Origin of the sequence: Caballeronia mineralivorans PML1(12), assembly GCF_001028175.1 — a bacterium.
Classification (GTDB): Bacteria; Pseudomonadota; Gammaproteobacteria; order Burkholderiales; family Burkholderiaceae; genus Caballeronia; species Caballeronia mineralivorans.
On record NZ_AEJF01000207.1, the window covers coordinates 1 to 12,520 of the forward strand.

The window sequence follows — 12,520 nt, forward strand, 5'->3', positions numbered from 1 at the left end:
CGTAGACGCCGTGCGGGCAACGGTCGAAAGCTGTGCGCGCCAAGGCGTCGAATTCGTGACGCTGTTCGCTTTCAGTTCCGAAAACTGGCGTCGTCCGACCGACGAAGTCTCGTTCCTCATGCGCCTGTTCGTGACGGCGCTGGAGCGGGAAGTCGGCAAGCTGCACGCTAACGGCATCCGTTTGCGCGTGGTCGGCGACATCTCCATGTTCGACGACCGCATCCGTGCGCTGATCCAGCGCGCCGAGACCAAGACCGCGCGCAATACGCGCCTGACGCTGACCATTGCCGCGAATTACGGCGGTCGCTGGGACATCATGCAGGCGGCCAAGAAGCTGGCCGAGCAATCGGTACAGGAAGGACGCGTCTTGCCGGTCGACGAAGCGGCGTTCGAGCAGCATCTCGCCATGGCTTATGCCCCGGAACCGGATTTGTTCATCCGCACGGGCGGCGAGCAGCGCATCAGCAACTTCCTGCTGTGGCAAATGGCGTACACGGAACTCTATTTCACCGATACCTACTGGCCCGATTTCGACGCCGAGGCGCTGGCCCGCGCGATCGAATCGTATGCCGAGCGCGAGCGCCGCTTCGGGCGGACCAGCGCGCAGCTCGAACCGCAGTCGCAGAAGGCCGATACTCTTTCATGCTAAAGACCCGTGTCATCACGGCAATCGTCCTGCTGGCGGTTCTTCTGCCAATCACGTTGTTCGCGCCGGTGGGCGCTTTCGCGGCACTGATTGCCGTGGTCGTCATCTTCGCTGCCTGGGAATGGGCGCGGCTGCTGAAGCTTACCGGCGGGTCACCGGTGGTGTATGCGGTGATCGCGGGCATGGCGCTGATCGGCAGCACGCGGCTTGGGCTCGGTTACAAACCTTTGTATCAAATGGCGGCAATATTCTGGGTGTTGGCCGGTCCATTCGCGCTCGCCCGCAAGCCTGCTCTCGCCGACGGCGCCTGGCGCATTTTCCTGCTGTTCGCGGGGATTGTTACATTCGTGGCCTGCTGGCATGCGCTGGTTGCGGCCCGCACGGTAGGGGTGGCGTTCGTGCTATCGCTTCTCCTAGTCGTATGGCTGGCGGACATTGGCGCATACTTCGCCGGAAAAGCGTTTGGTCGTCACAAACTTGCGCCGTCCATCAGCCCGGGCAAAACCCGCGAAGGCGCGTTGGGCGGCTGGCTGGCGGTAATGATCGTCGGCTCGGCGGGCGCGGCCACGCTGGTTTTTGCGCCGACACTTTTTTCCGCGCTGGTGGAGCATCTCGGCTGGGCCGGGGCGCTTCTCTCGTTGACGGTGCTGACTGTGTTCAGCGTGATTGGCGACCTGTTCGAGTCGTTGCTGAAACGCCAGGCCGGCGTCAAGGATTCGAGCGGATTGCTGCCCGGGCACGGCGGCGTGCTCGACCGGATCGACGCCTTGTTGCCTGTATTGCCGATCGCACTCCTGTTGCTCGGTCCTGTTGCCCAGTCACTCGGCTAATCGGCTAAAGAAGGATTTATGCAAAAACGTCTGACTCTGCTCGGTTCCACGGGCTCGATCGGCGAAAGCACGCTCGACGTCGTGGCGCGTCACCCCGACCGCTTCAAGGTCTACGCGCTGAGCGCGCATCGCAACGGCGACAAACTTGTCGATCAATGTGTCCGGTTCCAGCCGGAAGTGGCGGTGGTCGGCGACGCCGATACTGCCGCGCAGGTCGAAGCGGCGCTGCGCGCCGAGGGTTGCAAGACCGAGGTGAGCTACGGCCCGCAAGCGCTCGTGGACGCCGCGTCGAGCGGGAGTTGCGACACGGTGGTGGCCGCGATCGTCGGCGCCGCTGGCCTCGCTCCCACGCTGGCCGCCGCGCATGCGGGCAAGCGCATCCTGCTGGCCAACAAGGAAGCGCTGGTCATGTCGGGCAAGATTTTCATCGACGCGGTGCACGATAACAACGCCATACTGCTGCCGGTCGATAGCGAACATAACGCCGTGTTCCAGTGCCTGCCGCGTGAAACGGCGCTGCATGGCGGGGTATCGAAGATCATCCTGACCGCGTCGGGCGGCCCGTTCCGCACCCGCGAGCCGTCGACGCTCAGGCGCGTCACGCCCGACGAAGCCTGCAAACATCCGAACTGGGCGATGGGCCGCAAGATCTCCGTCGATTCCGCCACGATGATGAACAAGGGCCTCGAAGTGATCGAGGCGCATTGGCTTTTCAATGTGCCGGGATCGCGCATCGAAGTGCTGATCCATCCGCAGAGCGTGATTCATTCGCTCGTTTCATACGCCGACGGTTCGGTGCTCGCGCAACTTGGCAACCCCGACATGCGCACGCCGATCGCTCATGCGCTGGCGTTTCCTGAGCGGGTCGACTCGGGTGTGGCGCCGCTCGATCTCGCGCACATTGCAACGCTCACCTTCGAGAAGCCCAATTTCGAGCGTTTCCCGTGCCTCGCGCTCGCGTTGAAGGCGCTGGAAGCTGGCGGCACCGCGAGCGCGGCGCTCAATGCGGCGAACGAGATCGCCGTGGAAGCATTCCTCGCACGCCGTATCGGTTTCATGGCAATCGCGGAAGTGGTCGAGCGGGTGTTGAATGCGTTGCCGAACGGCAGTGCATCGACACTCGATGAAGTGCTCGCCGCCGATGCCGAAGCGCGCCGCCTGGCAGGCGAGTTCGCTGCTTTGCTGACCGCTGACGCGCCGCAAGCCGAACGCGTTCTGCACTGAGACGGCCATGAACTTCCTGACTGAAATCGTTGCTTTTGTGGTGGCTATCGGCGTGCTGGTCGTCGTCCACGAATTCGGCCATTACAGCGTCGCGCGGCTGTGCGGCGTGAAGGTCCTGCGATTTTCGGTCGGTTTCGGCAAGCCGCTCGTGAAGTGGGTCAGCAAGGCCACTGGCACCGAGTGGACGATCTCGGCGCTGCCGCTCGGCGGCTACGTGAAGATGCTCGACGAACGGGAAGCGGAAGCGACCATTCCCGAAGCCGATTTGCCGCGTGCGTTCAACCGTCAGCCGGTGTTCAAGCGGATCGCGATTGTTGCAGCGGGACCGGTCGCGAACTTTATTCTCGCTATCCTGCTGTTCGCCGGCGTGTTCGCGGGCGGCGTGTCGGAGCCGGCCGCGATTCTCGCGGCTCCCGCCGCCAATACCGTTGCCGCCAAGGCGGGCTTCGAGGGCGGCGAGACGATCGTTTCGATGCGCGACGCGCAGGGCGGCGGTGGTGCGAGCGGCGAGACGCATCCGGTGCGCTCGTGGTCCGACCTGCGCTGGAAACTGCTCGACGCTTCGTTCGATCACCGGCGCGTGGTGCTGACGGCCAAGACGCACGAAGGCACGTTCGACTTTCCGGTAGCCGTGGGCAAGATCGACGACCAGGACGTCGATCAGGATTTCATGGACAAACTCGGCTTCGAGCCGGGTGGCGGCACGCTGGCGGTCGCGGGCGTGGAAGCGGGCAGTGCGGCGGCGAAAGCGGGCTTGCAGGCTGGCGACGTACTGCGCGCTATCGACGGCAAAAAGATCGATAACGCGATGGGTTTTATCGATTACGTGCAGCATCGTCCGGGTACGCCGGTCTCGCTGACGCTCGAACGCAGCGGCGCGCAGCGTGCGGTGCAGATCGTGCCGGAGCTCAAGCCGGACGCGGCTACCCATCGGGACGTCGGCCGCATCGGGGCGTCGCTTGCGACCCGGATTCCGACGGTGGATGTGCGTTATGGTCCGATCGAAAGCCTGCAGCTCGGCGTGAACCGGACCTGGGACATCAGCATTTATTCGCTGCGCATGTTCGGGCGCATGATCACGGGCGAAGCGTCGCTGAAAAATCTTTCGGGGCCAGTGACGATCGCCGACTACGCGGGCAAGAGCGCGCGGCTGGGATTGTCGGCGTTTCTTTCGTTCCTCGCGCTCGTGAGTATCAGTCTCGGCGTCTTGAACTTGTTACCGATTCCGGTTCTTGACGGTGGGCATCTGTTATATTATTTGGTTGAAGCCGCAACCGGCAAGGCCGTGTCAGATCGCTGGCAGCTGGTTTTGCAGCGGGCGGGTCTTGTTTGCATCGTCGCCTTGTCGATGATTGCACTCTTCAATGACCTTGCCCGCCTGATCCGCTTTTGATCCGGCTTCCGATTCACCTTGATCCTTTTTCATCCTGTCTGGCGGCGCTTGAACGAACGCCGCCCGGCTTGATGCAGCTATACACACTGGGGAAGCACGTTGTTCAAACCTCATCGCTTTGTTCCTAAGTCGGCTGTGGCCGCAGCATTGGCCGCAACCGGAATGGCGGCGCACGCGACAACGCCGTTTGTCGTGCAGGACATCCGGATTGACGGCCTTCAGCGCATTGAACCCGGTTCGGTATTCGCCTACTTGCCTATCAAGCAGGGCGACACGTTCACCGACGACAAAGCCTCCGAAGCAATTCGCGCGCTTTATGCAACGGGCTTCTTCAACGACGTCCAGATCGCCACACAGGGCAACGTCGTGGTGGTGCAGGTGCAGGAACGCCCGGCCATTTCGCAGATCGACTTCTCCGGGATCCACGAGTTCGAAAAGGACAACCTGGCAAAGGCGCTTCGCTCGGTAGGTTTGTCGCAGGGCCGCTCGTACGACAAGGCGCTCGTCGACAAAGCCGAACAGGAACTCAAGCGCCAGTACTTGACGCGCGGCTTCTATGCTGCCGAGGTTACGACCACCGTCACGCCGGTCGACCGCAACCGCGTGCAGATCCTGTTTTCGGTGGCTGAAGGTCCGAGCGCGAAGATCCGCCAGATCAACTTCATCGGCAACAAGGCGGTCAGCACGAGCACGCTGCGCGACGAGATGCAGCTCTCTACGCCGAACTGGTTCTCGTGGTACACGAAGAACGACTTGTACGCGAAGGACAAGCTCACCGGCGACCTCGAAAACGTACGGTCGTACTACCTGAATCGCGGTTATCTCGAGTTCAATATCGACTCGACGCAGGTGTCCATCTCGCCCGACAAGAAGGACATGTACCTGACGATCGCGCTGCACGAAGGCGAGCCGTACAAGATCAGCCACATCAAGCTCGCGGGCAATCTGCTTGACCGCGAAGCTGAGCTGAACAAGCTCGTGAAGATCAAGGCAGGCGATCGTTTCTCGGCGGAAAAGCTTCAGTCGACAACGAAGGCCATCGTCGACAAGCTCGGCGAATACGGCTACGCGTTTGCGCAGGTCAACGCACAGCCGCAGATCAACCAAGCCGATCACACCGTCGACCTGACGCTGAATGTGGATCCGAGCCGCCGCGTGTACGTGCGGCGCGTGAACATCGTGGGCAATACGCGCACTCGCGACGAAGTGGTGCGCCGGGAAATGCGCCAGCTCGAAAGCTCGTGGTTCGATTCGAGCCGGCTGGCGTTGTCGAAGGATCGCGTGAACCGTCTCGGCTACTTTACCGACGTCGACGTGACCACGATTCCGGTCGAAGGCACGAACGACCAGGTCGACGTGGACGTGAAGGTCGCGGAAAAGCCGACCGGCGCGATTACGCTCGGTGCGGGTTTTTCGTCGACGGACAAGGTGGTGCTGTCGGCAGGCGTGTCGCAGGACAACGTGTTCGGTTCGGGTACGAGCCTCTCGGTCAATATCAACACGGCCAAGACGTATCGGACGTTGACCGTGACGCAGGTCGATCCGTATTTCACCATTGACGGCATCAAGCGCATTACCGACCTGTACTACCGCACGTATCAGCCGCTCTATTACTCCACGGATTCCAGCTTCAAGATCGTCACCATCGGCGGCGACCTGAAGTTCGGCATTCCGTTCTCGGAGCAGGATACGGTGTACTTTGGCGCGGGCCTCGAGCAGAACACGCTCGACGTCGACTCGGCTACGCCGCAAAGCTACAAGGACTACGTCAACGAGTTCGGCCGCGTAGTGAACAACGTGCCGGTGACGGTCGGCTGGTCGCGGGACAATCGCGACAGCGCGCTGGTCCCGAGCCGCGGTTATTACACGCAGACGAATGCAGAATACGGCACGCCGGCGGGTAACACGACGTACGTCAAGGTCGACGCCCAGGCGCAGTATTACTACTCGTTCGCGCGCGGTTTTGTGCTCGGCTTTAACTTGCAGGGCGGCTACGGTAAGGGCCTGAAAGGCCAGACGTACCCAATTTTCAAGAACTACTACGCCGGCGGTATCGGCTCGGTTCGCGGTTATGAACCGAGCTCGCTGGGTCCGCGCGACACGACCACGGGAGACCCGATCGGCGGTTCGCGCATGGCAGTGGGTAACATCGAGTTGACCTTCCCGTTGCCGGGTACGGGTTATGACCGCACGTTGCGCGTCTTCACCTTCCTCGACGGCGGTAACGTCTGGGGCGATCCGGGCCAGGGCGGCACCAGCACGGGCGCGAATGGCCTGCGGTATGGTTACGGTTTCGGTCTGGCGTGGATCTCGCCAATCGGCCCGCTCAAGTTGAGCCTGGGTTTCCCGGTGACGAAGCACGCCGGCGACCAGTACCAGAAGTTCCAGTTCCAGATCGGTACGGCGTTCTAAACCCCGATCGGGACATATTAGTGACCCGGTTTTCCGCTGTTATCGCGGAACTGGGGCATCTGACGCAGTGGCGGAATTCAGTGGCTAAACTTAGTGACATGAGTTAGTGACATAAGTCAGTGGCGTAAATAAGTAACGTGAGGAAGACTTTGCGAACCGGTAAGCTTTCGAAACATGTGGCGTTGGCGCTTGTAATGTCGGTGACGCTCGGCCTGATGGGCGCTGCCAAGGCAGAGGCGCAGGAGACCCGGATTGCAGCCGTCAATTCCGATCGAATCTTGCGTGAGTCGGCAGCGGCCAAGGCGGCGCAGACGAAGCTCGAACAGGAGTTTTCGAAGCGCGACAAGGCGTTGCAGGACATGGCAGCGCGCTTGAAGACCATGTCGGACGCAATGGACAAGAACGGCGCCACCATGGCGCCCGCCGACCGTGCCTCCAAGCAACGCGATCTGTCGCAACTCGACCAGGACTTCCAGAGGAAGCAGCGAGAGTTCCGCGAGGACCTGAACCAGCGCCGCAACGAAGAACTCGCGGCCGTGCTGGATCGGGCCAACAAGGTCATCAAGCAGATTGCCGAGCAGCAGCATTACGACCTGATCGTGCAGGAAGCGGTGTATGTCAGTCCGCGTATCGATATCACCGATCAGGTGCTGAAGGCGCTGGCCGCGAATCAAGCGAGCCTGTCGACCAATCCAGCCAGTTCGAACTGATACGGAGCGGTACCGGATGGCATCAGACATCGCGATCACGCTCGGTGAACTGGCACAGCGCTTCGGCGGAGACATAGCTGGCGATGCGTCGCACCGCGTGAACGGCCTCGCGCCGCTCGACAAGGCAGGCCCCACGCAACTCGCGTTTCTCGCGAACCAGAAGTATTTGTCGCAAGTGGACAGCACCCAGGCCGGCGCGGTGCTGATTTCGCCTGCCGACCTTGAAAAAGTAGCGTCACCGGAAGGGCGTAACTTTATCGTCACGGCGAATCCCTACGCTTATTTTGCACGGGTGGCGCAGGTTTTCATCGACCTTGCAACGCCGCCGGTTGTGCCAGGCGTGCATCCCACGGCGTTTATTCATCCCGGCGCGAAGGTTGCGGCCAGCGCGGTGATCGGGCCGCACGCGAGTGTGGACGCGGGCGCGGTGATCGGCGAACGCGTGAAGCTGGATGCGGGCGTTTCGATCGGCCGGGGCGTGAAGCTGGCCGACGACGTCCATTTGTACCCTCACGTGACCGTTTATCACGGCTGTACGCTCGGCGCGCGCGTGATTGTGCATGCGGGCGCGGTGATCGGTGCTGACGGTTTTGGCTTCGCGCCGGATTTTGTCGGCGACGGCGAGGCGCGCACCGGCAACTGGGTCAAGATCCCGCAAGTCGGCGCAGTGGTCGTGGCGCAGGACGTGGAGATCGGCGCGAACACCACGATCGATCGCGGCGCAATGGCCGACACGGTGATCGAAGAAGGCGTAAAGATCGATAATCTCGTGCAGATCGGGCACAACTGCCGGATTGGCGCGTACACGGTGATCGCGGGCTGCGCGGGGATTGCGGGCAGCACGAACATCGGGCGGCACTGCATGATCGGCGGCGCGGTGGGCATTGCGGGCCACGTGACGCTGGCGGATTACGTAATCGTCACGGCGCAGTCCGGCGTGTCGAAGTCGTTGCTGAAGCCGGGCATGTACACCAGCGCTTTCCCTGCCGTCAATCACGCCGACTGGAACAAAAGCGCCGCGATCGTACGTAATCTGGATAAGCTGCGCGAACGCATCAAGACGCTCGAAGCGGCTGCAGGCGCAAGCATCACGCCGGATAGCATCCCGGATAGCACGTCAGGCAAGCATTAAGACCGTACAAACCGGCATCCCACGCGAAGTCGCCCGGCAAAACGGGTGGCTTCGCAGTCAACACCCGCGCTGCGAAGCGCGCGAGCAGAACGACTATGAGCACTGAAAAAATCAATCTAGACATTCACAAGATTCTCACGTTGCTGCCGCATCGGTATCCGATCCTGCTTGTCGACCGAGTACTCGAACTCACGCCGCATCAGAGCATCAAAGCGCTCAAGAACGTGACGATCAACGAGCCGTATTTTCAGGGTCACTTCCCGACGCGGCCCGTGATGCCTGGCGTGCTGATACTCGAAGCGCTCGCGCAGGCGGCGGCGCTCCTGACGTTCGCCGACGAAAAGGAACCGCACGATCGGGAAACGACGTTGTACTACTTCGTGGGCATCGACAAGGCGCGCTTCAAGCGTGTGGTCGAACCCGGCGACCAGCTGATTCTGAACGTGAACTTCGAGCGCTATATGCGCGGCATCTGGAAGTTCAGCGCGCGTGCCGAAGTGGACGGCGCGGTGGCCGCCGAAGCCGAACTGATGTGCACCGTGAAAAACACGGCCGCCGACACGAAGTGATGCCGGCCGCGCCACAGGCGCGGCAGACCAGGGCAGACCAAGCAACAGAACACTAAGCGAGGGCGCATGAGCAAGATTCACCCTACCGCGATCATCGAGCCGGGCGCGCAGCTCGACGAATCCGTCGAAGTCGGTCCTTACGCGATCGTCGGCCAGCACGTGCAGATTGGCGCGCGCACGACTATTGGCTCGCACAGCGTGATCGAAGGCCATACGGTTCTCGGTAGCGACAACCGCATCGGCCATTACGCATCGGTCGGCGGCCGGCCGCAGGACATGAAGTACAAGGACGAGCCGACCCGGCTCGTGATCGGCGACCGCAATACCATCCGCGAATTCACCACCATTCATACGGGCACGGTGCAGGATACGGGCGTCACGACCATTGGCGACGACAACTGGATCATGGCGTACGTGCACGTGGGCCATGACTGCCAGCTTGGTAGCAACATCATCATGTCGAGCAACGCGCAACTGGCGGGTCACGTGATCATTGGCGATCACGCCATTGTTGGCGGCATGTCGGGCGTGCATCAGTTCGTGCGCATCGGTGCGCATTCCATGCTGGGTGGCGCGTCTGCGCTCGTGCAGGACATTCCGCCGTTCGTGATCGCCGCCGGCAACAAGGCCGAGCCCCACGGCATCAACGTGGAAGGGCTGCGCCGGCGCGGTTTTTCGGCTGAGGCTATTTCGGCGCTGCGCTCGGCGTATCGCGTGGTGTACAAGAGCGGCGCGACACTCGAAGAAGCCAAGGCGCAATTGCGCGAACTGGCGTCTGCCGGCGGCGACGGTGACGCGCCCGTGACGGCGCTAGCCGATTTTATCGACGCGTCGCAGCGCGGCATCATCCGTTGACCGAGCGCCCAATGACGCTGGCGCCTGCCCCCCTGCGCGTTGCAATGGTCGCGGGAGAGCCGTCAGGCGATCTGCTGGCGGCGTCGCTGCTTGGGGGCCTGAACGAGCGTTTGCCGGCCGGCACGCGGTTCAACGGTATCGGCGGTCCACGCATGACGGCCGCTGGTTTCGACGCCCACTGGCCGATGGACAAGCTCACCGTGCGTGGGTATGTCGAAGCGCTGAAGCATATTCCCGAGATCCTGGGCATTCGCAACGAGCTCAAGCGGCAACTGCTAGCGGAGCCGCCGTCGGTGTTTATCGGCGTGGATGCGCCCGATTTCAATTTTGGCCTCGAACACGCATTGCGCGATGCCGGCATTCCGACGGTGCATTTCGTGTGTCCGTCGATCTGGGCGTGGCGTGGCGGGCGTATCAAGAAGATCGTCAAAGCCGTCGATCACATGCTGTGCGTGTTTCCGTTCGAACCGGCGCTGATGGAGAAGGCGGGCATTGCGTCCACGTATGTCGGCCATCCGCTCGCCGATGAAATCCCGCTCGTGCCCGATGTTGAAGGCGCGCGCCGCGAGTTGGGTTTGCCGGAAGGCGGCCCGATCATCGCCGTGTTGCCGGGCAGCCGGCGTTCGGAAATCTCGCTGATCGGCCCGACCTTTTTCGACGCGATGGAATTGATGCAGCGTCGCGAACCGGGCGTACGTTTCGTGATGCCGGCGGCGACCGCCCCGTTGCGTGAATTGCTGCAACCGCTGGTTGCCGCGCATCCGAATCTGGCATTGACTATCACGGACGGCAAGGCCCAGGTCGCCATGACCGCCGCCGACGCCATTCTGGTCAAAAGTGGCACGGTCACGCTGGAAGCTGCGTTGCTTAAAAAGCCGATGGTTATCTCGTACAAGGTGCCTTGGCTGACGGGTCAGATCATGCAGCGGCAGGGTTATCTGCCGTACGTTGGCTTGCCGAACATCCTGGCCGGGCGGTTTGTCGTGCCGGAAATCCTCCAGCATTTCGCGACGCCCGAAGCGCTCGCCGACGCCACGCTTAAACAGTTGAACGACGAAGCGAACCGCGCGACACTCACGGAAATCTTCACGGAAATGCACCACGCGCTGCGTCAGAACACGGCGTTACGCGCGGCGGAGGCGGTGGCGCAAGTGCTGGAAACGAGGAGGCCGCGGTAATGGCGAAGATCGCCGCGAAAGGCGCGGTCCGGCGCGGGGCACGGAAAACGCCGCAGCCTGAGTTCGACTTCGATTCTCCGTCCGACATCATCTGCGGCGTGGACGAAGCCGGGCGTGGCCCGCTGGCCGGTCCCGTGGTCGCGGCGGCGGTGATCTTCGATCCATCGAAACCCAAGATTCGCGGTCTCGACGACTCCAAGGTGCTGAGCGCCAAGAAGCGCGAGGAGTTGTACGAGAAGATCATCGACCGCGCGCTGGCGTATTGCGTGGCCTCGGCAACGGTCGAGGAAATCGACACGATCAACATTCTTCACGCCACCATGCTCGCGATGAAACGCGCGGTGGAAGGGCTCTCGGTCACGCCGACGGTTGCGAAAATCGACGGCAACCGGTGCCCCGCTTTGTCGATGCGCTCGGTTGCCGTTATCGGCGGCGACGCGCTGATTGCGCAGATTTCGGCGGCGTCGATTCTGGCCAAAGTCACGCGCGACCGGATGCTGCTGCAATTGCACGACGTCCATCCCGTTTACGGTTTCGACGCCCATGCCGGATACGGCACGCCGCAGCATTTGAAGGCGTTGCTGGAGCATGGGCCTTGCGAGCATCATCGGCGCTCGTTCGCGCCTGTTCGCGAAGCGCATGCGCGATTTGGCGTTGTGTTGCCGGTTGTCGCTGCCGCGGAGCAGGGCGTCGACGCTCCTCCGTTCTGAATCTCTCCCAAGTGAAATCCATTACCTCGCGGGATAACCCGCTCTACAAGCGGTTGAAGGCGCTCGCCGGCTCTACGGCGCAGCAGCGCCGGAGCGGTCACGCTTTGCTCGAAGGACTGCATCTTGCCGATGCTTATCTCGACGCAGCCGGGCAGCCTGAGACTTGTGTGGTGACCGAGGGCGCGCTTCAACACGATGAAGCGCGGCAGATCGTCGGGAGGATCGATCCTGCGCACGTTTATACCTTGCCCGATGCTTTGTTTGGACAGCTATCGAGTGTTGTGCATGGTGTGGGGATGGTGTTGCTGGTCGAGAAGGTCGCGGCGCCGTTGCCCGAGCGCATCACGCAGACCTGCATGATGCTCGACGGCATCCAGGACGCCGGTAATGTCGGGTCCATTTTGCGAAGTGCCGCGGCGGCGGGGATTCAGCACGTCTTTTGTGCGCCCGGAACGGTATACGCATGGTCATCGAAGGTGCTTCGGGCCGGTATGGGCGCGCATTTCTTGCTCGGCATTCACGAGGACGTCGAGCCAGCGGAGTTGATGTCGCGGCTGGCTCCGGAAGTGCTCGTCACCATCACCGATTCACACGGCGCAAAGGCAATCTACGATGCCGATCTGTCCGGGCCTGTGGCCTGGGTCATGGGCAATGAAGGCGCAGGTGTCTCGCCATTTTGGCGCGATCACGCGACGCTTCGCGTGACGATTCCCCAGCCGGGCGGCATGGAGTCGCTGAATGTGGCGGCGGCCGCCGCGGTGTGCATCTTTGAGCAGTGCAGACAGCAGCGCGTATAGTCATGCGCTAAGCGCCCGCAAAAAAGCCGTTTCTAACTTTACGTTTGTAAACGGACGTTTTACT

At 62.1% G+C, this 12,520-nt stretch carries 12 protein-coding genes; all 12 read left to right on the forward strand.

What is annotated here, in order from left to right; all coding sequences use genetic code 11:
- A partial coding sequence (gene uppS / locus EOS_RS34405) for a polyprenyl diphosphate synthase (protein ID WP_047896687.1) occupies positions 1-649 on the forward strand: 649 nt, incomplete at its 5' end.
- Positions 643-1,476 carry a phosphatidate cytidylyltransferase gene (locus EOS_RS34410; RefSeq protein ID WP_047896688.1) on the forward strand — a complete coding sequence of 278 codons (834 nt, stop codon included), beginning with the start codon at positions 643-645 and terminating at the stop codon, positions 1,474-1,476. The genes uppS and EOS_RS34410, both read left to right, overlap by 7 nt.
- A gap of 18 nt (positions 1,477-1,494) precedes the next feature.
- Entirely contained in the window at positions 1,495-2,700 is a 1,206-nt protein-coding gene (locus EOS_RS34415; RefSeq protein ID WP_047896689.1) for a 1-deoxy-D-xylulose-5-phosphate reductoisomerase, read from the forward strand.
- Between the two features lie 7 nt (positions 2,701-2,707).
- Positions 2,708-4,093, forward strand: coding sequence for an RIP metalloprotease RseP (gene rseP, locus EOS_RS34420; protein WP_047896690.1), 1,386 nt, complete (start codon positions 2,708-2,710; stop codon positions 4,091-4,093).
- Positions 4,094-4,192: 99 nt separating this feature from the next.
- Positions 4,193-6,505 (forward strand): outer membrane protein assembly factor BamA, encoded by a 2,313-nt coding sequence (gene bamA / locus EOS_RS34425; RefSeq protein WP_047896691.1) that lies wholly within the window; start codon positions 4,193-4,195, stop codon positions 6,503-6,505.
- Positions 6,506-6,699: 194 nt separating this feature from the next.
- Complete coding sequence (locus EOS_RS34430) at positions 6,700-7,215, forward strand: OmpH family outer membrane protein (protein ID WP_047896692.1); 516 nt, start codon at positions 6,700-6,702, stop codon at positions 7,213-7,215.
- A 28-nt stretch (positions 7,216-7,243) separates the two neighbouring features.
- On the forward strand, positions 7,244-8,347 hold the full coding sequence (lpxD, locus tag EOS_RS34435) for a UDP-3-O-(3-hydroxymyristoyl)glucosamine N-acyltransferase (RefSeq protein WP_047896698.1): 1,104 nt from the start codon (positions 7,244-7,246) through the stop codon (positions 8,345-8,347).
- A 95-nt stretch (positions 8,348-8,442) separates the two neighbouring features.
- The gene (gene fabZ / locus EOS_RS34440) at positions 8,443-8,916 is read left to right on the forward strand and encodes a 3-hydroxyacyl-ACP dehydratase FabZ (RefSeq protein ID WP_047896693.1); all 474 of its coding nucleotides are present in this window, start codon (positions 8,443-8,445) and stop codon (positions 8,914-8,916) included.
- 66 nt (positions 8,917-8,982) lie between these two features.
- Positions 8,983-9,771 carry an acyl-ACP--UDP-N-acetylglucosamine O-acyltransferase gene (gene lpxA / locus EOS_RS34445; RefSeq protein ID WP_047896694.1) on the forward strand — a complete coding sequence of 263 codons (789 nt, stop codon included), beginning with the start codon at positions 8,983-8,985 and terminating at the stop codon, positions 9,769-9,771.
- Positions 9,772-9,782: 11 nt separating this feature from the next.
- Entirely contained in the window at positions 9,783-10,949 is a 1,167-nt protein-coding gene (gene lpxB, locus EOS_RS34450; protein WP_047896695.1) for a lipid-A-disaccharide synthase, read from the forward strand.
- Positions 10,949-11,659 carry a ribonuclease HII gene (gene rnhB, locus EOS_RS34455; protein WP_047896696.1) on the forward strand — a complete coding sequence of 237 codons (711 nt, stop codon included), beginning with the start codon at positions 10,949-10,951 and terminating at the stop codon, positions 11,657-11,659. The genes lpxB and rnhB overlap by 1 nt, the downstream gene beginning before the upstream one ends.
- Before the next feature lie 11 nt (positions 11,660-11,670).
- Complete coding sequence (locus tag EOS_RS34460) at positions 11,671-12,456, forward strand: TrmH family RNA methyltransferase (protein ID WP_047896697.1); 786 nt, start codon at positions 11,671-11,673, stop codon at positions 12,454-12,456.
- The last annotated feature ends 64 nt before the right edge of the window (positions 12,457-12,520 follow it).